13 protein-coding genes and 1 riboswitch are annotated in these 21,921 nt (G+C 77.1%); of the genes, 10 read left to right on the top strand and 3 right to left on the bottom strand.

Annotation, left to right across the window (positions count from 1 at the left end):
• Positions 1-315: 315 nt before the first annotated feature.
• Both ACGF15_RS01495 and ACGF15_RS01490 read left to right on the top strand, forming a co-directional pair.
• The gene (locus tag ACGF15_RS01495) at positions 316-915 is read left to right on the top strand and encodes an XRE family transcriptional regulator (protein ID WP_345608656.1); all 600 of its coding nucleotides are present in this window, start codon (positions 316-318) and stop codon (positions 913-915) included.
• Positions 916-936: 21 nt separating this feature from the next.
• Positions 937-1,101 carry a DUF6126 family protein gene (locus tag ACGF15_RS01490; RefSeq protein ID WP_256526094.1) on the top strand — a complete coding sequence of 55 codons (165 nt, stop codon included), beginning with the start codon at positions 937-939 and terminating at the stop codon, positions 1,099-1,101.
• Between the two features lie 67 nt (positions 1,102-1,168).
• On the opposite strand, the gene ACGF15_RS01485 is transcribed toward ACGF15_RS01490, so the two are convergent.
• The gene (locus tag ACGF15_RS01485) at positions 1,169-1,981 is read right to left on the bottom strand and encodes a tyrosine-protein phosphatase (RefSeq protein ID WP_345608651.1); all 813 of its coding nucleotides are present in this window, start codon (positions 1,979-1,981) and stop codon (positions 1,169-1,171) included.
• Positions 1,982-2,547: 566 nt separating this feature from the next.
• Positions 2,548-2,705: riboswitch (cyclic di-AMP (ydaO/yuaA leader) on the top strand.
• Between the two features lie 4 nt (positions 2,706-2,709).
• Here ACGF15_RS01485 and ACGF15_RS01480 point away from each other — a divergent pair.
• Positions 2,710-3,693, top strand: coding sequence for a peptidoglycan DD-metalloendopeptidase family protein (locus ACGF15_RS01480; protein WP_392796544.1), 984 nt, complete (start codon positions 2,710-2,712; stop codon positions 3,691-3,693).
• Positions 3,694-3,897: 204 nt separating this feature from the next.
• Entirely contained in the window at positions 3,898-4,689 is a 792-nt protein-coding gene (locus tag ACGF15_RS01475) for an SGNH/GDSL hydrolase family protein (RefSeq protein WP_345608647.1), read from the top strand.
• A 127-nt stretch (positions 4,690-4,816) separates the two neighbouring features.
• Here ACGF15_RS01475 and ACGF15_RS01470 read toward each other — a convergent pair whose 3' ends face one another.
• Positions 4,817-5,437 carry a TetR/AcrR family transcriptional regulator gene (locus ACGF15_RS01470; RefSeq protein ID WP_345608645.1) on the bottom strand — a complete coding sequence of 207 codons (621 nt, stop codon included), beginning with the start codon at positions 5,435-5,437 and terminating at the stop codon, positions 4,817-4,819.
• A gap of 564 nt (positions 5,438-6,001) precedes the next feature.
• Between ACGF15_RS01470 and ACGF15_RS01465 the strand changes: the two genes are divergently transcribed.
• Positions 6,002-7,195: an MBL fold metallo-hydrolase gene (locus tag ACGF15_RS01465; protein ID WP_345608643.1), complete on the top strand. Its 1,194-nt coding sequence runs from the start codon at positions 6,002-6,004 to the stop codon at positions 7,193-7,195.
• A 78-nt stretch (positions 7,196-7,273) separates the two neighbouring features.
• On the opposite strand, the gene ACGF15_RS01460 is transcribed toward ACGF15_RS01465, so the two are convergent.
• Complete coding sequence (locus ACGF15_RS01460; RefSeq protein ID WP_345608641.1) at positions 7,274-7,855, bottom strand: 3'-5' exonuclease; 582 nt, start codon at positions 7,853-7,855, stop codon at positions 7,274-7,276.
• 392 nt (positions 7,856-8,247) lie between these two features.
• Here ACGF15_RS01460 and ACGF15_RS01455 point away from each other — a divergent pair, with 392 nt between their 5' ends.
• The 5 genes from ACGF15_RS01455 to ACGF15_RS01435 all read left to right on the top strand — a co-directional run bounded on the left by ACGF15_RS01455 (position 8,248) and on the right by ACGF15_RS01435 (position 21,548).
• Entirely contained in the window at positions 8,248-9,114 is an 867-nt protein-coding gene (locus ACGF15_RS01455; protein WP_345608639.1) for a DUF4132 domain-containing protein, read from the top strand.
• On the top strand, positions 9,111-14,093 hold the full coding sequence (locus ACGF15_RS01450; protein ID WP_392796543.1) for a DNA-binding protein: 4,983 nt from the start codon (positions 9,111-9,113) through the stop codon (positions 14,091-14,093). The genes ACGF15_RS01455 and ACGF15_RS01450 overlap by 4 nt, the downstream gene beginning before the upstream one ends.
• Positions 14,094-14,587: 494 nt before the next feature.
• Complete coding sequence (locus ACGF15_RS01445) at positions 14,588-15,772, top strand: AAA family ATPase (RefSeq protein WP_392796542.1); 1,185 nt, start codon at positions 14,588-14,590, stop codon at positions 15,770-15,772.
• The gene (locus ACGF15_RS01440; protein ID WP_392796541.1) at positions 15,769-19,581 is read left to right on the top strand and encodes a DUF5682 family protein; all 3,813 of its coding nucleotides are present in this window, start codon (positions 15,769-15,771) and stop codon (positions 19,579-19,581) included. Before ACGF15_RS01445 ends, ACGF15_RS01440 begins: the two co-directional genes overlap by 4 nt.
• Positions 19,578-21,548, top strand: a complete 1,971-nt coding sequence (locus tag ACGF15_RS01435) for a hypothetical protein (protein WP_392796540.1) — start codon at positions 19,578-19,580, stop codon at positions 21,546-21,548. Before ACGF15_RS01440 ends, ACGF15_RS01435 begins: the two co-directional genes overlap by 4 nt.
• Positions 21,549-21,921 lie beyond the last annotated feature (373 nt).

The following is a 21,921-nucleotide window of genomic DNA, read 5'->3' as shown; positions in this document are numbered from 1 at the left end:
CGGAGGACGGCGGCGGAGGTCCCCCTCGGGGATGGTGCCGCGCACCCCTTCCGGCTCCCGCGGAAGGGCCTCGTCACCGATGACGCCCGGGTGCTCCCGACGGAGCCGGTGGAGGACGACCTCCACGGGCTCCGGGCTCACCTCCGGGCACGGGAGGCGCGTGCGACCCGCCGCCCGGTGCCGTCGGCGGCAGCGGCCTCCGACGGGCGGGGAGCCGTTCCCGGGGAGCCGTCCACGGCCGCCGTCGGAGGGCGCTCCGTTTGCCTCCCAGGCAAGAAACTTGCCCCAACGGCAAAAGGGTGGCGGAATGGAGGCATGACCACTTCCGCCGACCCGGCGCCCGAGGGGCTCGACGCCGTCGCCCCGAGACTACGGGACCTGCGCCGGGGCAGGGGGCTCACCCTGGAGTCCGCCGCCCGCCGCGCCGGACTCTCCCCGGCGCACCTCTCCCGGCTGGAGACGGGCAACCGCCAGCCCTCGCTGCCCCTGCTGCTCGCCCTCGCCCGTGTCTACGGCACCACCGTGGGCGAGGTGCTCGGCGAGCAGGCCCCCGAACGCGAGCCGGTCATCAGTGCGGGCCGCCACGAGGCGGTCCGGGCGGACGGCTGGACCTACCACCAGGCCGGCGCGCCCGGCCGGGCCATGCAGGCGCTGCGGGTCACCGTCCCCTACGGGACCCAGGGCGACCTGGTCCGGGTGCACCCCGGCGAGGAGTGGCTGCACGTCGTCGAGGGCCGGCTGCGGCTCGCGCTCGGCGACACCGTGCACGAGCTGGGGCCGGGGGACAGTGCGCACTTCGACTCGGAGACCCCCCACCGCATCGCCGCCGCCGAACCCGGCGGCGCCGAGCTGCTCTTCGTCCACACGCTGCTCCGGAGCCCCGACCCCCACCCCCACGGATCCGTCCGCCCCTGACCCGAGACAGGTGATCACGCGATGTCCCACGACCCCTTGGACGGCCGCAGCGGCGAGGCGGGCGGACCGCGCGGGGACCGCTTCCCCCGCGGCCTGGTGATACGCCTCTTCGCCTACCTGGTCGCCGGCCACGTCATCGCGGCCTTCCTCTACCTGCTGTTCCTGGTGGGAGGCTCGAACCAGTAGACCCGCCGCTCCGCAGGGGACGGCGTGCACCCGAGGGGCCCGCGGGCCCCTCGGGTGTCTCGCGGGCTCAGGCGCCGTCGAGGAGCCGCCCGCGCAGCCGTTCACGGGTGGCGGGGGAGAGGCCGAGACCCTCGGACAGATAGCGCTCCGTACCGCCCCAGGTGTCGTCGATGGCCTCGAAGGCCGCCTCCAGATAGGAGGCGCGGGCGTCGAAGAGGGGGTTCAGCAGCTCCATGACCGCGGGCGACATCCCCTCGGGGGCACCGGGCCCGCGCCGGACCTTGTAGCGGCGGTGCGGGTCGTTGGACTTGAGGTAGTCGGCCTCGATCGCGTCGCGCTCCACGCCGACGGCCAGGAGGGTCACGGCCACGGACAGACCGGCGCGGTCCTTGCCCGCCGCGCAGTGCATCAGGGCCGGGACGCTGTCCTCGGCGATCGCGTGGAGCACACGGCCGTGCTCCGCGGTCCGCTCCCGGATGATCGAGCGGTACGACTCCGTCATCCGCGCCGCGCCCTTGCCGTCGGCGAGGATCGCCTTCAGCTGCTCCAGGTCGCCGTCGCGCACCATCCGCCAGAACTCGGCGCCGTCGGCCGGGTCGCTCAGGGGGAGGTTGAGGTTGCGCACCCCGGGGAGGTCGACGTCCGGTCCCTCCAGCCGCTGGTCCGCCGCGTTGCGGAAGTCGAAGATCGTGTGGAGCCCGAGCGAGGCGAGGAACGCCGCGTCGGCGGCGGTCGCGTGCGCGAGGTGACCGCTGCGGTAGAGCCTGCCGTGGCGGACTGTGCGGCCGTCGACGGTCGGCAGCCCGCCCACGTCCCGGAAGTTTCGGACTCCGGCGAGCTCGGGCTCGGCCGACGGGGCCTGCGGCAGCTGCTGCGTCACATGGACTCCTTCGGGTCACAGCCGTCGGCGGGGGCCGACGAGGGCGGGAACCCGACGATACGACATCCGTTTCATGCGGCAACCATCTCGACCGGGGGCGCGGGAAGCGTCGGGCACCGGGCTTCCGCCCCGGCCCCGCGCCCCTGCGCCCCGTGGCGCCGGTCCGCACTCTCCCGGGGTGGAGCGGGCGTGCGCCGGCCCGGTGGAGGGGAATGGGGGCGAAGGGGACGAGGCCCCCGGGCCCTGCGCGGCAAGTGCACTATTCGATAAGCCTTCGCGCTTTCTGTCCGGATTGGGTTTTTGAGTAGGCGGTGTCCTTTCATGGGGGAAATGGGAATGCCTGGGTGAGCAGGATCATAATCGTGACGCACCGTGCCCGCTGCCGGAGTGTCAGTTCCAGTTCAGGGACGGAAGTTGACGGGTGGTCGCCCACGCAGGGTGATGGGGTGCGGTGATCGTGCGGGAGTTCCCGGGGTGCGGTGGATCAGGGTGGGTTGTTCCGCCGGGGCGGCTCGCCTACGGTCACGCTCAATCCGGACGGACCGCCTAGTCCTGCCGCCGACCGGAGTTCGCACTCACCCACGCGTGGCAGGAGCGGGGGACCCAGGTAGTACGCCGTATCCGGTTGATTTCGGACGGCTTGGGGTGAAATCGCGTGTACTGCGCGATCGGGCATCTCCAGCTCGAACCCGACAGCTCACCTCGCAGGCGCCGGAGAGGAATGCGCCATGCCCGGAAAGGGTAAGCACCGCCGTCCCAAGTCCACCTCGCTGACCCGCGGTTTCGTCGTCGCGGGCACCGGCGGCGCCGCCATCGCCCTGCCGCTGCTCGGCGCCGCGGGCGCCCACGCGGCCACGGGCCAGGCGCCCGCCGCCGCACCCGCCCGGGCCGCCGCGGCGCCCGCTGCCGCCCCCGCGGCGGCCCCGGCCCCGGCCGCGGCCGCGCAGGCGCCCCGCACGTACACCGTCGTCGCCGGGGACTGCCTGTCGCAGATCGCCGAGGACAGCGGCCTCCGCGGCGGCTGGAAGCAGCTCTACGACGACAACCGCCGCGCCATCGGTGCCGACCCCTCGCTGATCCACCCGGGGCTGGAGCTCACCATCGGCGCGAAGTCCGCGGCGAAGAACGACCCCGAGGTGCGCACCGGATCGGCGCCCCGCGCCTCGCGTGACGACGCCCGCGAGGCGGCCCCGGCCCAGGCCGCCGCCCCGGCCGAGAAGGCCGCCGCCCCGGCCGGGAAGGCCGCGGCACCGGCTGGGAAGGCCGCCGCGCCCGCGCAGAAGCCCGCCGCCGAGGCCCCCGCCTCCGGCTTCAGCGCCCCCATCCCCGGGGCCACCGTCTCCACGCCGTACCGCCAGAGCGGCGCCATGTGGTCCAGCGGCTACCACACCGGTGTCGACTTCATCGCCTCCACCGGTACCTCGGTCAAGGCCGTGGGAGCCGGGACCGTGGTCTCCGCGGGCTGGGCCGGGGCCTACGGCAACGAGGTCGTGATCCGCCACACCGACGGCACCTACTCGCAGTACGCCCACCTCTCCTCGCTCTCCGTCTCCGGCGGCCAGCAGGTGAGCGGCGGCCAGCAGATCGGGCTCTCCGGCTCCACCGGCAACTCCACCGGCCCGCACCTGCACTTCGAGATCCGCACCGGTTCCTCCTACGGCACGGACATCGACCCGGTGGCCTACCTGCGCCAGCACGGCGTCTCGATCTGACGCCCCCCGCACGTTCCGCCGCCGGCCCGCGCCGGCGGCGGACCGCTTCCCGGGCCTCGACGCGTCCCCCGCACCGCCACCCCGCGGAGCGGGGGATTCCGCGTATTCCGGCTTGGGGGAAACTTGACCGGTGGTAAAGATCACCCGGCGTCAACCCCTCCCTACGGTCGCGTAGGTCACATCCGGGCAGGGAAAATACTGTCCGTGGCAGACGATTCGAGAACACGGACCAGCGGCACATTCGGGTCGTACGCAGCGATCGGCGACAGCTTCACCGAGGGTGTCGGCGACCCCGGACCGGACGGCGCGTTCGTCGGCTGGGCCGACCGCTTCGCGGTGATCCTGGACGACCTCGCGCCGGAGGGCGCCTTCCGCTACGCCAACCTGGCCGTACGCGGCAAACTGCTCGACCAGATCGTGGCCGACCAGGTCCCGAGGGCGAAGGAACTCGCCCCCGACCTGGTCTCCTTCTGCGCGGGCGGCAACGACATCATCCGCCCCGGCACCGACCCCGACGACGTCGCCGCCCGCTTCGAGCGCGCCGTGGCGGATCTGACCTCCTCGGTGGGCACGGTCATGGTGACCACCGGCTTCGACACCCGGGACGTCCCCGTCCTGCGCCACCTGCGGGGCAAGATCGCCACCTACACCGCGCACGTCAGGGCGATCGCCGACCGCTACGGCTGCCCGGTCCTCGACCTCTGGTCCCTGAGGTCCGTGCAGGACCGGCGGGCCTGGGACACCGACCGGCTGCACCTCTCCCCCGAGGGGCACACCCGGGTCGCGCTCCGGGCCGCCCAGGTGCTGGGCATCGAGGTGCCCGCCGACCCCGACCAGCCCTGGCCGCCGCTGCCCCCGCGGGGCGCCCTGGAGGTGCGCCGGGACGACATCCACTGGGCCCGCGACCACCTGGTGCCCTGGATCGGCCGCCGCCTGCGCGGCCAGAGCTCCGGCGACCACGTCGAGGCCAAGCGCCCGGACCTCATGCCCCTGTGAGCCGCCACGTCCGGCCGCCCCGGACCCCGGGGCCGGGCGGGACCGCCCACGGGCCGGGCGCCGCCGCCCGGTGGCCGTCCCGTCCGCTCCCGGACGGGCGGTGCACGGGCAGCGGGGCCGCCCTCTCTCAGCCGCCGGCCGGCGCCGGAACCTCCCGGTCCAGCCCCAGCTCGCGGGCGAGCGCGTCGTCCGCCCACTGGAGCATGGCCGCCCGGGACACCGCGCCTGCGTAGCAGGTCATCTGCACGGCGAGGCCGTCCAGGAAGGCCGTCAGGCGCCAGGCGGCCGCCGCCGGGTCCTCGCAGGAGAACTCGCCCGCCGCGGCGCCCTCCGCGATCACCTCGGCCAGGGCGGACTTCCACTGCTGGTCCAGCCCGCGCGACAGATCGCGCAGGTCCGGATCGCGCAGCGACATCGACCACGCCTCGATCCACAGGCGCCACCCCTTGGCCTGGCCCGTGGGCGCGTACCAGCGCACCGCCGAGCGCAGGCGCCGCAGCGCGGAGGTGCGCCGGGCGGCGATCTTGCGCAGATGCCGCAGATCGGCGTCGGCGGCATGGCTGAACGCGGCGGCCACCAGCTGCTCCCTGGAGGAGAAGTGGTAGAGGACGAGCGCGTTGCTGACACCGAGCGCGGTGGCGACGTCGGCGATCCGCACCGCCGCCGCACCGCGCTGCTCGATCTGCTCCACGGCGGCGTTCAGCAGCTCCTCCCGGCGCTGCGCAACGCTCAATCGGACTCTGGCCACGGCCGTCACCCTACACAGCGGATCTTGGCGCGGGTCCAGAGTGCGGAGCCTCTAATTCCGGTCATTCCGGAGGCGTGACGCAGAGCCCCCCGGACCGGCTCCGGCCCGTGGTGCACCCCGGTGGCCCTGCTGCCCTGCGCCGGGTGTCCCACCGGGTCGGGCACCCGCCGCGGGCCCGCCACGGGCGCCCCGGGGGCCGGGGAGGGGCGGGACGTCGACGGCGGGCGGGGCATGGCGGCCTCCTGAAGGGGTGTCCGGATCTCCACCCGTACGACGGGGCAGGCCCGGCCGGATGTGACACCCGCCCCGACCGCCCCCGCCCGCAGCCCCCGCCGCGTCCCGGCGACCGGCCCCCGGAGGACGGACGCCCCGGCCCCGTCCGGCGGCCGTCCGGAGGCGGCGGGCGCACGATGAAGACGGGGCCGACGACCCCTGCACCGCCACGGCAGGGAACACGGCGACCCGCGCACACGTTGCCCGGGGACCGCGGACGCCCCGTCCGAACCGGCCGGAGCGCCGGGGAAAACCCATAATGGAAGCAACCGCCGACCACCAGGAGGTGCCGTGACCGGCGCAGGTCCCTTCCACCCGCTGCGTGCGCGGCTGCGCGCCCTCAGGACCGCCGCCTTCGGCGCCGACCCTTCGGGTGAGCGCCTGCGGCGCATCCGGAGTTCGCCCAACTTCTCCGACGGCTCCTTCCGGAACCCGATCGGCGCCCGGACGCGCCCCTCCGGCGCCTCCCTGTCGGAATTCGCCCGGATCTACTTCGAGAAGGAGGCGCGGGCCCGCCGCAGCCCGTCCGGCTCGGTGCCCGTGCACACCACCACCCTCGCCGACCTGGCCCGGCGGCCCGCCTCCGGCCTGCGCCTGACCTGGATGGGACACTCCAGCGTCCTGGCCGAGATCGACGGCCGGCGGGTCCTGTTCGACCCCGTCTGGGGGCAGCGCTGCTCCCCCTTCGACTTCGTCGGCCCCCGCAGACTGCACCGTGTGCCCGTCCCGCTCGCCTCCCTCGGCACCGTCGACGCCGTGGTGATCTCGCACGACCACTACGACCACCTCGACCTGCCCACGATCCGCGACCTCGTCGGATCCGGCACGGTCTTCGCGGTGCCCCTGGGGGTCGGGGCCCATCTGGAGCGCTGGGGCGTGGCGCCGGACCGGCTGCGCGAACTCGACTGGAACGAGACCACCGACATCGCGGGGCTGCGCCTGACCGCCACCCCGGCACGCCACTTCTGCGGCCGGGGCCTGCGCAACCGGCAGCACGCCCTGTGGGCCTCCTGGGCCGTCGCCGGGCCCGAGCACCGGATCTACCACAGCGGGGACACGGGGTACTTCCCCGGCTTCGCCGACATCGGCGCCCAGCACGGCCCCTTCGACGCCACCATGATCCAGATCGGTGCCTACTCGGACTACTGGCCGGACATCCACATGCGCCCCGACGAGGGGCTGCGGGCCCACCTCGACCTCCAGGGCGGAGTTCCGGCGGGGGTCCTGCTGCCCATCCACTGGGGCACCTTCAACCTCGCACCGCACCCGTGGGCCGAGCCGGGGGAGTGGACCAGGGACGCGGCCGGGGAGGCGGGCCAGGCCGCCGCCTTCCCCCGTCCGGGGGAGCCCTTCGAACCGGCGGGCGTCCTGCCCGTCGACCCGTGGTGGCGCGCGGTGTCCGCACCGCTCACTCCCGCCTGGCCCCGCCCGGAGCGGGCGAAGGCTCCCGCCGAGGCCCGCAGGGGTGATCTCGACCCCGCCTGAGGGTGCGGCCCGGGGCGGCCCGACGGCACGCACCGGGCGCTCCCGGGCCCGCAGCGCGTCCGCGCGGCCCGGGAGCGCTCACCCCGCCGCGCGCTCCGCCGTCGGCCAGGCCCCGTCCTCCGCGAGAGCGAGCACCAGCGCGGCGATGTTCCAGGCGTCGTCCTCGCCCCGGTGGTGGCGGCCCTCCAGGGGCAGTCCGGCGAGGGCCAGCGCCTGCGCCATGCCCGGGCGCTTGTGCAGTCCCCGGGCCTCGGTGAACACGGCCTTGGCGTTGGTGTGCCGGGAGCCGAAGGGGTAGGGGGTGGCGGTGGCCCGGCACTGCCGGGTGAACTGCCGGCGGTCGTAGTCGCCCCAGCTGGCCCAGGGACGCTGCCCGGCCCGGTGCTCGGCGGCGAGCGCGCGGCAGGCCTCGGCGAAGGACAGCCCGGTGTCCACCTCGTCCTGCGTCAGACCCGTCAGGCCGGTGCAGAAGGGGCTCACCGACGAGCGCGCGGGCCGCACCAGGATCCGGTGCCTGGCCAGCCGCTCCCGCGCGGCCAGGTCCACCACCGTCAGCCCGATCTCGATGATCTCGCCGACCTCGCCCGGCGGAGGCCGGTCCTCCCAGCACGTGGCCTCGACGTCCACGACGTTCAGCAGCGATGTCCCCTCAGCGTCCATGAGGGGAGCCTAAGGCCTGTCCCGCCGTACCCGGCGGGCGCACGACGCGCCGCAGCACGCGGCCGGAGCCGCGCCGTCGCACCGCCCGCACCGGTCGGGAAGGCGGCCCTCCGCCGTGCGGGGTGCACCGTATCCGACGCCGCACACCGATCCACCGGGGTGTGACAGGACGGCCCTTGGCCCGCAGGCGGCCCGGCGCCACCCGGAACCGCCGCGTGCCCCGGCCAAGGCCGCGCCGCCCCGGACGGTTCGCCGCGGCCCCCGGACCGGTTGTCGGTGGCGGCACCTAGTCTTCGGTGCATCAGTACGGCGGTGCCGGAGGCCGTGGCGCGGGTGTGCCCGGGCCTTCGGTGCGTGCGCCGGGGGCACGTGCGCGAAGGGCGGGGACTGCGGTGGGTTGGCTGGCAGCGGGAGACGGGTACGAAATCGCCCTGGTGGGGGGCCGGGTGACCGCCCGGTCGACGACCGGGCGGTCCGCGGGGCGGCAGTTGAAGACGCTGCCGAAGGCGCTCAGGGACCACCCCGAGGTGGACCGGCTGCGGCGGTTCGCGCGGTGGCTGGACCGGCACGCCGAGGACTGCCTGGCGCGCGTGGACAACTGGATGGTCTCCTCGCTGCCGGTGCCGACCGGGCTGCTGGCGCGGGTGTGGCCGGACGAGGCGTGGCAGTCCGCACTGCGCGACCTGGTGGTCGTCGGCGAGGACCCCGAGGAGCCCGGTCTGCTGAGGGACGTCACCGCGTCCGGCGAGCTGCGGGTGGTGAACCTCGACGGCGAGACCGTGCGGATGGCGCCGCCGACGGTGCTGCTGCCGCACCCCGTCCTGCTGCCCGACCTCGAGGAGCTGCGGGAGTTCGCCGCCGAGTTGGGCGTGGTGCAGAAGGTCGAGCAGATCCACCGGGCGACCTGGCGCACACCGGAGCACCCCACCCCCGGCGGCACCGAGGTCAGGGAGTACGCCGGAGGGGCGTACACCTCGCGATTCGGTCTGGCGGCGCGCGCCGCCTCGCTCGGCTACCGGGTCTCGGGCGGCAGCGCCACCTGCCTCGTACGGGAGGCCGGGCGGACCACCGAGGCGGCGGTGTGGATCGGGGAGCCCTACTGGGACGACGACACCGAGACCGGGGCCCTGCAGTGGCGGGACGCCGACGGCAGGATTCTGAGGCTGCGTGACGTCGGGCCCGTGGCCTGGTCCGAGGGCATGCGGATGGCCGCGGCGCTGCACGCCGGCCGGATCATCGAGGAAGGCAAGGACGCATGAGCAACCACCCCACGACCCGGGACACCGCCTCGACCCGGGACACCGCATCGGCAGCACCGGGCACCGATCCGGAGGAGCTGCTGGCGGCCGGTGCGGTGCTGCCGCCCGGCACCGGGGGAGCCGGTCCCGCGGCGGTGGGGCTCACCGCCCGCGCCTACCGCCATCCCGGGCTCCCGGACCGCACCGTGGTGCGCCTGGTCCCCGAGACGCTGGGCGGGGCCGAGGATCTGACGTGCGGCTTCATGGGCCTGGAGCCCCACGGTCCGCCGGCGGTGGTCGGCGTCGGCACACGCCGGGAGCTGGGTTTCCCGGAGTGGGTGCTGGTGCACCATCCCGAGGACGGGCACCGCGCCCTGGACCTCGTACCGGAGCTGGAGCGCGCGGCGCAGCGGGCCAGGACCAAGCCGAAGGCGGCGCTGGAGGCGTACCAGAAGCTGGCCGCCAGACTGGCCGCGTCCGTTCCGCACTTCCTGCCCACCTTCCACGAGCAGGCCGGGCGGACCTTCCTCGGAGTGGACAACATCGCCTTCGCGGGCCGGATGTTCACCGCGGCCCGCCGGGCCGAGGCCGAGCACGGACTGGCGGTCGACGAGGACCGGCTGGACGCGGTGTTCCTGGAGTTCGCGCTCGCGGGAGCGCTGCCGGTGAAGTCGCTGTCCGGATACGCGAAGGAACTGGCGGCACGGGTCCCCGCGGAGGAGGCGCTGCGGCGCTACGTCCGGTTGTGCGTGCGCCGTACCTCCGGTGGTCTTCCGCCGTCGGCCCAGATGGCCGCGGACGTGCGGCGGCTGGCCAAGGCCGCCCACGGGCAGCGGTCCGGCGAGGCCGAACAGGAGTACCTGGCGCAGCTGCTGGGGCTTGCCGGTACGGTGCGGGCGGCGGCCGGCTGGTGGAAGGCGCACCGCACGGCCCTGGCGGCACTCGCCCGCCGGGACGCGGGGGTGCGCGCCACCCTGCTGGAGGTCCTGCCGCACAGCGACGACGACGGCCTGTCCGCCCTGTGGCTGGAGATCCTGGAGGAGTCCGGTGCCACCGCCGGGCTGTGCGAGGACGAGGACTCCGGCGCGGTACGCCCCGCCGACGGCAGCGCGGGCTGGCTGGAGCGGTTCCTGGACTTCCGCCGGCACCGGTGGAACCGGCCCGACCGGATGCCCGCCCTGTACGCGCTGGTGGAGCGGATGGCCCCGCGGCTGCGCAGGGAACTCGCCGAGCGCGCGGCGCCGCTGCCGCACACGGCCGATGTCGACCTGCTGGACCTGCTGCTGACGCTGGGCCTGCCGGTGGCCGACCCGGGAGAAGGCCGCCTGCGCCTGAACTCCTGGGGGCAGGGGGAGGGGCAGCGGGACCTGCTGGCCCTGGCGGCCGACCCCCGGTTCCGGCCCGCCTTCCTCCGCTCCGCCGACGCCTCCTTCGACGACGCCGACGGAGAGCGCACCGTCCGGCTGCTCGCCGCCTCGCCCGGAGGGCGGCCCCTGCTGACCGAGTGGGTGCGCACGGTCGCCGCGCGGTCGTCGGCCGCCGGCCTGCCCGGCTTCCCGGAAGCCCTGAAGCGGCTGGCCTGGATCCCGGGCGAGGCACTGGCCCTCGCCCCGGACGAGGTGCGCCGGGCGGTCGCCCGCGGCCGCGTCGACGACCTGCTCGCCCGGACGCTGCGGGCCGGGCTCCTGGACGAACTGGGCTGGCCCGCCTGGGAGGAGGCGGCGGCCGCCCTGGTACGCAAGGAGGACGTGGACGAGCTGATCGTCGCGGAGGCCTGGCCCCATCTGGTCGTCGCAGGCCCCACCCAGGCCCGGGTCATCGGCCCCGAGGGCACCGTCCTCACCCACGACCTGCGGATCCCGGCCGGGGACACCTGGCGCGACCCCGGCTTCCACTTCGTGGACGGGGAACTCCTCGTGCACTGGGAGTCCCGGGCGCTGGACGGATCGCTGCGCGGCTACTGGCACACCGCCCCCGGCCGGCCGCAGCCCCTGGAGGGCACGGACAGCCCCCGGGGCAGGCAGATGGACTACTACAGCGGGTTCCGGGAGTTCAGCCTCCCGCTCCCCGCAGGCGGCCGGACCACCGGCGGCGGCGTACTGCACCGGGGGGACAGCGTGCTGCCCGCCGAGCGCCCGGTGATGGGCGACGGCAGCTCGTTCTGGGTGTGGGACCGGGAACGGGACGGCGACGGCTCGGCGGGCGCCGGCTGGTACGCGTACGACCCGGCCACGGGGCAGCGGGGGCCCCGCAGCGCGCCCGCGTTCCTGACCGGCGCGCTGCGCACCGCCCCCGAGGGCAGCACGCTCCTCGAGGCCCGGCTGCTGCCCGCGCACGGCACGGCCGCGTCCGGCACCCCCGGGGGCGGAGTGGCCGGCTGGCATGTGGTGGGCCTGCCCGACGGCTCGCAACGCGGCACCGACGCGGAAGGGCGGGCCGTCACCGTGCCGTCCGGGTGCGGGCGACCGGTCGCGGCCCTGCTCTTCCCCGGCGACGACCGGCCGCGCGCCGTGACCCGCGGCAGCTACGCGGTCAGCCTGGTCGACCCGGACGGCGCGGTCACGGCCACGGCCGACACCGACGACCCCCCGGGCCCCTTCGGGGAGGGCACCCCGATCCTTCCGCCGGTGGAGTACTGGCACTGCCTGCGCCCCCGGGACCCGGAGGGCTCGGCCGCCCTGCGCCGGGCCGGCCGGGACACGGCGGCGGCGCTGCTGAAGGCCGCGTCCGCCGACGAGGGGAAGGGCCTCCGCGAGGCGGTGCGCGCACTGCTCCCGGCGGTCACCCACGAGGCACTGGTGACGGGCATCGCCGGGGTGGCACGGTACGCCGCGGCACGCCAGGAGGAGCTGGACGAGGTGACCGCCCGGCTCGACCAGCAGCTCACGGCCACCCGCCACGAGGAGGAACCGGCGGGTCCGAGCGACACCCTCGTCCGGCAGGCCCTCGCCGGACTCGTCGACGGCGGCTACACCCGGTACGGCGAGGCCGACTCCGACCGGGCGCTCCGCCGCCTCCGCGCCGTCGCCCGGGCCGCACACGAGGCGCAGCAGACCTCCCCGGACGCGGATGCCGCGGCCGCCGTCCGCCTCCACCTCGACGGACCTCCCCTGCCGCAGCGCTCCTGGCCGGACCTCCAGGCGTTCGCCGACGGGTGCGCTGCCGCCGCGTTCCGCGCCGCGGCGGAGACCACCGAGCCCGAGCACCGCGACACGCTGCTCGCCGTGCTGCGGGAGCTGGACGCCGCGGGAGTCGCGTCCGGCGCCGGACCGGCCCGGTGGCGCCGGTTCGAACTGCACCTGGACGCACACCATCTGACGCCGTACCGCGGAAAGCGGCGCGACGGCGACTGGTCGGGCGTGCTGCCGCTGGACGGCGGCGCCTGCCTCGTCGTCGTCGCCTGGGGCAGCCCGCGCGAGGGAGAGGGGGGCCGTTCCCTCACCGCACTCCTCCACGACCCGTCCGGTCGCTTCGAGGTGCCCGCCCCGTACACCGTGCGGTCCTCGCAGCCGGTCGGCGAGCCGGACCGCGGTGCCCGGTGGGTGCGCGAGTTCCTGGCCGAGCTGGACGAGCGCGGCCCGGCTCCCTGGCTCCCGGCGGCCGCCGAGGAGTTCGCCCGCCTCACCGGCGTGACCTCCACCACGGCCCGGCTCGTCCTCGCCGGCATGCCCCGTACCGACGAGTTCGGGCGCTCCTTCCTGTCGAAGCAGGCGCGGACCACCCTGGGGGTGAAGGTCGCCGACGCCGCCGTGGCCAAGGACCTCCTGCAGGGCTTCGACGCCCGGTTCCGCCGGGCCGTCACCTCGGCGCTGCTGCCCGCCGAACCGCGGCGGCTGTGGACCGAGGGCCCCGACGTGACCGCCGCCGCCCGGGTCTGGAACGCCCGGGTGGGCCGGCGGACCCCGATACCCGAGGCGCTGCTCGGCGACGCCGTCCGCGCGGTGCGGACCCGCTGGAAGCCCGCCGAGGCGCTGCCCGCCCTGCTCGACCCCGCCGCAGCACCCCAGCTCAGCCGGGACCTGAAGTGGCGGATCAAGGGCGACCGCGTCCACCGGGTCGACGGGCAGGACACGGGATTCGACGCGACCACCCTGGTCGGTGCCGTGGCCCTGACCTCCTGGCTGGCCCACCGCCTCCCGGAGGGGGACCCGCTGCGCGCTGCGCTGCCCGCCGCCCTGGCCGCGGTCCGGGACAGGCTGGCCCACCCGGGGCTGATGCTGGACCTGGACCGGTACATCGACCTCCCGGACTTCCGCGCGGCGGCCGGCGCCCCCACCGAGACCGGCGACGGATGGGAGCGGTACGGAGCGGTGGTGCTCGCCACGCATGACGACCAGCCCGCGCCCGCGCTGCGCACCGCGCTGCTGGACACGTCCGGGGAGGACCCGTACCTGCCCGCACTGCGCGCCGCCACGCAGGAGCGCTTCCCCGCCGAGGCCGCCCTGCGGCTGGCACGCGACCCCCGGTTCGAGGCGCTGCTGGCCGGTCCCGGCGACCCGGTGGCCGGGGAGCGGAGCCAGGACGGCACCTGGTGGCCGCAGGACCCGACGCGCTCGGTGCCCCAGCTGGTCGGCGAGGCCGCCGAGGCGTACGGCCTCGGGGCGGACGCCGCCGCGCTGTACCTGATGCTGCTGGCGATGCCCGACCCGACGGACCGCCACACGGCGCGCTGGACCGGGTGGAGACCGGCCCGGCTCAAGGCCGCCCGGGCCGAACTGGCCGCGCACGGGCGGCTGGTGGTGGAGGCGCGGCGCACCCGGGCGGGGCGCTCGCTCTTCCTGCCGGGCGGCTGGACGGCCCTGAGGTCCCCGCTCACACCCCTGGAGCAGTGGAAGCTCCCGCTCTTCGGAGACCTGCTCGCGGGCCAGGACGCGCCGCTGGGCGTCGTGGTCCCCGGCGAACCGGCCTCGGACCTGTACCGCAGGGCCTGGACCCGCGTCCGGGAGGGCGACGCGCCCCGCTTCGAGGAGCTGGACGTGCCGCGCGGCGGACGCCGCTGAGCCCGTCCGCCCGCAGGCTGCACCCCCGCTCCCCGCCCGGACGGCCTGCCCGCTCCCGGGCAGGGCCCGGGACGGCGGCGGCCCCGGCCACCGCCGTCCCGGCAGGGCCCCTGCACGGGAGCGGGCCCCGGCGGACGCGCCACCGCCGCGCAGCCGCGTCCAGGCCGCCGTGTCCGGCGGCCGCACAGGCGCACGCGTAGCCGGGTGCGCCCGAGTCGGCCGCCGGGAGCCCGCTCGGCACCGGACCGGTGCCGAGCGGGAGCACCCGCGGGCACGCGCTGTCGGTGCCCGTCGGTAGCGTGCGTCGCACAGGCCGGCGCCCGGCACCGGGCGCCCCGGCGCGGAGCCGACGCATACCGGCACGCGGGGGACCGCCCGCGGACCCGCGCACCCCGGCCACCCCGGCCACCCCGTCCGAGAACTCGTCCGAGAACCCGTCCGGTCAGCCCCCCGCGGGCCCGAACCGGCCCGCACGACACCGGAGTCCCCAGCCCATGACCCGATCCGCCACCCGGCCCGCCGACCCGACGACGGAGCCCCCGGCAACACAGACCCGGCCGGCCGAGCAGCGCCACGCCGCCGAACTGGCCTTCCTCGCCGCCCTCGACGACGGCCCCCGCCCACCGGGCTGGGCGCTGACCCCGCGTGCCGTGGTCACCTTCGTGTGCGGCAGCGCCGGCGAGCCCCTGGTGCTCACCGGCGAGCCGCCCGCGGGAGTGCCCGCGAAGCTGGAGATCACCCGCAAGTTCGTGGGGGAGCGCTCCCTGGTGGAGCGGTGCGTGGTCACCCTGGCCGGGGAACGCGGACTGCTGCTCGTCGGCGAACCCGGCACGGCCAAGTCGATGCTCTCCGAACTGCTGGCGGCCGCCGTCTGCGGCACCAGCGCGCTGACCGTCCAGGGCACCGCGGGCACCACCGAGGACGCCTTCCGCTACGGCTGGAACTACGCCCTGCTGCTGGCCCAGGGGCCGAGTCCGGAGGCGCTCGTCGACTCGCCGGTCCTCACCGCCATGCGCACGGGGAGGGTCGCCCGCATCGAGGAGGTCACCCGCTGCCTGCCCGAGGTGCAGGACGCCCTGGTGTCGATCCTGTCGGACCGTCGGCTGAGCGTGCCCGAACTCTCGGGCGCCGGGACCGCCGACGGGCTGGTGCCCGCGGCCCCCGGCTTCACCGTGATCGCCACCGCCAACCTGCGCGACCGCGGCGTCTCGGAGATGTCCGCGGCGCTCAAGAGGCGGTTCAACTTCGAGACCGTCCACCCCATAGCCGACGCGGACGCCGAGACCGCGCTGGTGCGCCGCCAGGCCACGGCGGCGGTGGAGCGGGCCGGGGCGTCCTTCGGGGTGGACGACGCCGTGCTGGACGCCCTGGTCACCGTCTTCCGGGACCTGCGCGCCGGGCGCTCCGACGAGGGCTGGGACGTGGAGCGGCCGGGCACCGTGATGTCCACCGCCGAGGCGGTGCAGGTCGCCGCCTCCCTCGGGGTGGCCTCCGCCTACCTGCCCGCCGGGGACGCCCTCGACCTGATGCCCGGTCACCTCCTCGGCGTGGTCCGCAAGGACGACCCCGCGGACCACGAGCGGCTCCTGGGCTACTGGGACGGCCCGGTGCGCCGCAGGGCCGAGCACGGCTCCGCCCTGTGGCGCCGCCTGTGGGACCTGCGGGAGAACCTGCGGTGACGGCACACCACGACAGCGCACCCGGCGCGGCCCCCGAGAGCCCTGCCGGCCCCGCACGACCCGCCAAGGGCGCGGACCCCCGCGAGGCCGTCGCCGCGCTCGCCGGTTCCGCGGCCCCCTACCTCCTGGGCGTACGCCACCACAGCCCCGCGCTGGCGGCGGCCGTCCCGGCCCTGCTCGACGCCTGCGGCGCCGAGACGGTCTGCGTCGAGCTGCCGGCCGAGTTCCAGCCCTGGCTGCCCTACCTGTCCGATCCGGCCACCCGGGCACCCGTGGCGCTCGCCGGTGCCGCCGAAGGACGGCTCGGCTTCTACCCGTTCGCCGACTTCTCGCCCGAACTGGCCGCCGTGCGCTGGGCCCGCGAGCGCGGAGCCGAGGTCCTGTGCTGCGACCTCCCCCTGTCCGACCCGGCCCGCAGCGCTCCGGGCGGAGGCCGCTCCGGCGCACCGGAGCCCCAGGCGGCCCACCCCGGGGCGGGGGAGCGGCAGGCGCCCGGAGCGCCCGCGGCTCCCACGGCCACCACCGCCGCGCACACCCGGGGGACGACCGACCCGGAGGCGGCCCCCGCACGCCCCGGCCGTTCCTTCTCCGAGGCCCTGGCCGCCGCCGGCACCGGCCGCGACGGCGACGACCTGTGGGACCGGGCCGTGGAGGTCCTCGCCCCCGGCTGCCCGCCCGAAGCGGTCCGCAGGGCCGCACTCGGCGTCGGCTGGGCACTGCGCCGGGACGCGGAGAACGCGGGCGGGGTGCCCCCCGCGGACCTGGCGCGCGAGGCCCGTATGCGCCGGGTGCTCGCCGGCGCGGCCGCCGGAGGCCGGCGGGTCGCCGCGGTGGTCGGTGCCTTCCACGCCCCGGCCCTGCTCGGCTCCGCGCCCGCCGGACCGGTGCCACCGCCCGCGCCCGCCGACGCGCCCGCCGACGCGGCCGCCGCACCGGGCAGGGGCGCCGGCGCCGAGCCCCCCGCCCCGTCCGCACCCGGCGCCACGGTCACCTCGCTCGTCCCCTACACCTTCGACCTGCTCGACTCCCGCTCGGGCTACCCCGCGGGCATCCGCGACCCCCGGTGGCAGCAGGCCGTGTTCGAGGCCGGGGGAGACCCGGCGCGGGTACGCGACGCCGCCGCCGCTGCCCTCACCTCCCTGTGCCGCGAACTGCGCTCCGCCGGGCACACCGCGGGGACCGGCGAGGCCGCCGAGACCCTGCGGCTGGCCTGCGACCTTGCCCGGATCCGCGGCCTGCCCGCGCCCGGCCGGGGAGAACTGCTGGAGGCGGTGACGACCGTGCTCGGGCAGGGCGAGCCCCTCGGCCGCGGCCGGGCGCTGGCCCGAGCCCTGGAGACGGTCCTGGTCGGCACCGACCGGGGCAGGACCGCCCCCGGCACACCCCGCTCAGGGCTCGGCCCGTCCGTGGAAGCCGAGCTCGCCGAACTGCGCCTGCCCTGCCCGGAGAGGCCCGAGCCCCGCGAACTCCGCCTCGACCCCCTCCGCTCGAAGCTCGACCGGCGGAGGGAGGTCCTGCTGCGACGGCTCGACGCCTGCGGGGTGGGCTACGGCCATCCGGTCGAGGTGACCGGCACCGGCGACTCGACCGCGCTCACCACCCGGTGGCGGTCGGCCTGGACCCCCTCGGTCCCCGCGCTGCTCGACCTCGCCGGTGCACGGGGCGTCACGGCCGCCCAGGCGGCCGCCGGCACGCTCCGCGAGACCTTCCGCCGCGCGGCCTCCGACGGCGGAGCCACCAGCGCGCAGGTCCTGACCGCGCTGGGGGCCGCCGCCCGCTGCGATCTGCCGTCGCTGGTCGCCGACCGGCTCGCCGACGCCTCCGCCGTGCTGCCCGCCTCCGCCACCCTCCCCGAACTCCTCGAAGCCCTCGACCTGCTCCAGGCGCTCCGGCGCGAGCACCTGCCCGGTACCACCCCGGCCACCCGGGAGCAGGCAGGCGAACTGGCCGCCGTCCTGCTGGAGACGGCCGTCAGGTCGCTGCCGGGACTCGCGGGCAGCGACGACCCGGAGGACGCCGCGGCCCTGGTCGCGTTCGCGGCGCGGGCCGCCGAGCACCGCCTCGGCCTCCGGCTCGACCAGGTCCTGGGCGGCCTGGCCGACTCCGGTTCCCCGCTCGTGCAGGGTGCCGCGCTGGCCGCCCGGGTCCTGCTGGACCTCGAAGGGGCCGGCACCCTCGGCACCCGCGCCGCCGGCTGGATCGACGGCGCGGCCACCCCCGAAGGCCGCCGCCGGCTGGCCCGCCGGCTGACCGGCCTGCTGACGGCGGCCGCCCCGCTGCTCCAGTCGGCCCCCGCCGCCCTCGATCCGCTGCTCGACCGCATCGGCAGCCTGGCCGACGGCGCCTTCCTGGACCGGCTGCCCGCGCTCCGCGGCGGCTTCGACACACTCACCCCGGCGGGCCGGGACCGGGTGCTGCGGGCCGTCACCGACCGCCTCGGCGACAACGTCGACCTCACCCTGGACATCCCACCGGAGCTCCTCGCCCTGTGGACCGCGGCCGACGCCGAGGGCCTGGCGGCCCTGCGCGAACTCGGCCTGCCGCAACCGGCCGACGGGCCCGCACCCGGCGGCGCCCCGCCGTCCGCCACCCCCTCCGGCACCCCGCCGGAAGCAGCCGCGGGCGCCGGCGGCCGACCCGACCGCGAGAGGGACGCGCCCCCCGCCCCCGGCGCCCCGGAGCCCCGACTGGCCCCCGCCGACCGGTGGCGACTGCTCCTCGGCCGGGAGACGGACCGCCTCCCCGAAGGCGCCCGCGGCTATGCGCACGCACTCGACGAGCTGTACGGCCGGGGCAGCGGCGAGGGCGCCACCGACTTCGCGCCGGACCACGGCAGCGGCAGCGGCGGCGGCCGGGAGGCTCCCTTCCCCACCGCACGCGAGTGGGCCGAGGAACTCCAGGTCCTGTTCGGCGAGGAGATCCGGCAGGAGGTCCTCGCCGCCGCCGCCGAGCACGGCCGCACCGACGTCCTGACCGAGCTGGACCCCGACGCCGTCCGCCCCTCGGTCGAGCTGCTGACCTCGGTGCTGTCCCTGGCCGGTGGCCTGCCGGAGCAGCGGCTCGCCCCGCTGCGCCCGCTGGTCCGCCGCCTCGTCGAGGAACTCGCCAGGGAGCTCGCCACCCGCGTCCGGCCCGCGCTGACCGGCCTCGCCACCCCGCGGCCCACCCGCCGCCCCGGCGGGCCGCTGGACCTGCCCCGCACCCTGCGTGCCAACCTGGCCCACACCCGGCGGCTCGACGACGGCCGGACGGTCGTCGTCCCGGAGCGGCCCGTCTTCGGCACCCGGGCCCGCAAGGAGGCGGACTGGCGGCTGATCCTCGTGGTCGACGTGTCCGGCTCGATGGAGGCCTCGGTGGTCTGGTCCGCGCTGACCGCCGCCGTACTGGGCGGGGTGCCCACCCTCTCCACCCACTTCCTGGCCTTCTCCACCCGGGTCACGGACCTCACCGACCGGGTCGCCGACCCGCTGTCACTGCTGCTGGAGGTGCGGGTCGGCGGTGGCACCCACATCGCGGCGGGGCTCGCGCACGCCCGCACGCTGGTGACCGTGCCGAGCCGCACCCTGGTGGTCGTGGTCAGCGACTTCGAGGAGGGCCACGCGCTCGGCGGGCTGCTCGGCGAGGTCCGTGCTCTGGCCGCGTCCGGAGTCCATCTGATGGGCTGCGCCGCGCTGGACGACGCCGGGGCGCCGCGCTACTCGGTGCCCGTCGCCCGGCAGCTCGTCGCGGCCGGGATGCCCGTCGCCGCCCTCAGCCCGCTCGCCCTCGCCCGCTGGGTGGGGGACCGCCTCCGTGGAGAAGCCCGGTGACATCGTCCCGTACCCCCCGCACCACCGCCGACCAGGGTGACCGCGTCCCGCTGCCGCCCGTGGCACCCGAGGTGGTGGCGGCGGCCGTCGAGGGCCTCACCTCGCGACTCCGCAAGAAGCTGGACGCGGCGATCGAGCGCTGCGCCGCGGCGCCGGTCGCCGTCGAGGACGGCGCCTGGCGCATCGACTGCGGGGCGGACGCCGAGGTCACCCTCCACCCCGGAGCCTCCGGGACGGTCGTAGCCGCCGAACAGGCCCGCTGCACCTGTCTGCTCGCACCCCGGTGCCTGCACCGGGCGGCGGTCCTCGGCGCCTGCCCCGTCGCCGACCCGGGGGCGGGTGGTCCGGACCGCCGGTCCGCGGACCCGCGGCCCGCCGGGGCGGGGGAGGGGGCCGGGGCACCGGACGCAGGCCCCGGGACGCCCGAGGCGTCCACCGCCCGGGACCGGGTCCGCCCGTCCGCCGCGCCCGCTCCCACCTCCGCCCAGCGGTCGGCCGCGACCGGACTCTGGGCGGCCGCGGCCGCCGTCCTGGAAGCCGGGACCCCCGCCGCGGGCGCCGTGCCGCAGGCGGAGCTCCTGCGCGCCGCGCACACCGCCCGGCTGGCCGGGCTCGTCCGGGCGGAGGCCGCGGCGCTGCGGGTGGTCCGCGGCCTGCGGGCCGCCCGCGCCCGCCACGACGGCCACCGGCTCGCCGACCTCGTCTCGGCCCTGTGCGACCTCCTGCGCACGACGGACCTGCTCGCCTCGGGGAGCCCCGCCCCGGGGCTGGTCGGCACCGTCCGCCGCGACTACCGGCCGGAGGGCGGCCTGCGGGTCCACGGCGTCCTGCGGGAGCCGGTGATCAGCGCAACCGGGTACGCCGGGGTGGTCACCCATCTGGTGGGGGAGGACGGCCGCTGGTACACCCTCGCCGACGTGAAGCCCGGCGGCCCCTCACGCGCCCGCGGCGCCGGGACGGCCGCCGTGGCACTCGGCGGCGGCGCCCTCGACCACGGCGCCCTCGCCCGCAGGGGGCTGCTGATCGCGGGGGCGACGGTCTCCCCGGACGGCCGCCTGGGCTCCGGCCGCGGAGTGAGGGCCACGCCGCTGCCCGGCCTGCCGTGGTCCTCAGGGCCCGTGGGCGCCCTGTTCGCCCGCCCGCTCGCCGAAGCGGTCGCGCAGCGGCTGTCCCCCGACCCCTGGGACGACCCCGAGGCGGCGGAGCGGGCGGCCCGGGAACCGGTCGGCGGCGACATGGTGGTCGTCGGCGCCCGCGGCGACCAGGTGCTCGCCCGCGCGCTGCCCCCCGGCGGGACGGACCGGCCGGACGGCCCGCTGATCCGGCTGGTCGCCGCGGGAAGCCATCCCGACCTGGCCCACACGGCCAACCTCCGCAGGCTCGCGGCCCGTCCCGGTCTGCGGATACGGGTGCTCGGGCGGGTCGACACCACGCGGACGGCCACCCTCCACGCCCTGGCGGTGGGCCCCGTGCCCGGCACGGGCCCGACACTGCGCCTGCCCCCGGAATGGAGCGGGCGCGCGGACCTGGGCTACGACCGCCTGCAGGGCTCGCATGTCCCGCCGGCCGACGGGAGCGAGCCCCCGCCCGCCGAGGCGACCGGTCCCGATCCCCTGGCCGACGCGCCCCTGTGGCAGGCGCGCCGGCTCGTGGAACTCGCCGTCGCCGGGGGGCGCAGGACGGTCGCGGAGCAACTCCGCGGCGGCGGCCGGGGCGCGGGCGGCACACCCGGATCCGCGCGACTGCGCCGTGCGGGCTTCCACACCGCCGCCGAGCTGGGCGCCGCCCTCGCCGAGGAGGCCGGACGGCGGGGCCGCGACACCTTCGGGCGGTCCACCGACGCCGATCCCGACCGCTACGCACGGGCCTGGCTGGCCGCCGCCCTCCACCTCGCGGCCACCGAACGCGCCCTGGTCCGGGCCACCTGGGAGGTCCCCCGCCCGCCCGTGGCGGCCGCCGCCCGCTGACCGCCGCGCACCGCCGCCCATGCGGGACCCCGTCCGGGACCGGGCGGAGTCGCGGAGGGGAGCGCGTCCGCCGGGGGCGGGCCTCGGCCGGGCCGGTACGGAGGGGGGCGCCCCCCTCCTCCGTCCGGGTGAATCGTTCTTGCCCGCACACGTCCCCCGGCATCCGCCCGGCCTCCCCGTCCCCCGCTCCGGCCGCCGCCGAGGGGGGCGCCGCCCCGGGACATGCCGTGACACCCCACGCCGTATCGCGCCGCCCCGCGGGGCCTCATACCAGAGCAGCGCGCGCCCCGGGGAACTTTTCCCACTGCTGCTCGTCCTCGCCCGGTCGCCGACTACCGTGTGTTGCCGGTGATCAACGGTGGGCTGCGCTCCC

The organism is Streptomyces sp. NPDC048001 (assembly GCF_043203115.1).
In the GTDB taxonomy this organism is placed as follows: Bacteria; Actinomycetota; Actinomycetes; order Streptomycetales; family Streptomycetaceae; genus Streptomyces; species Streptomyces sanyensis.
The sequence above is the reverse complement of the archived record's forward strand: the minus strand, read 5'-3'. Positions and strand labels throughout refer to the sequence as shown.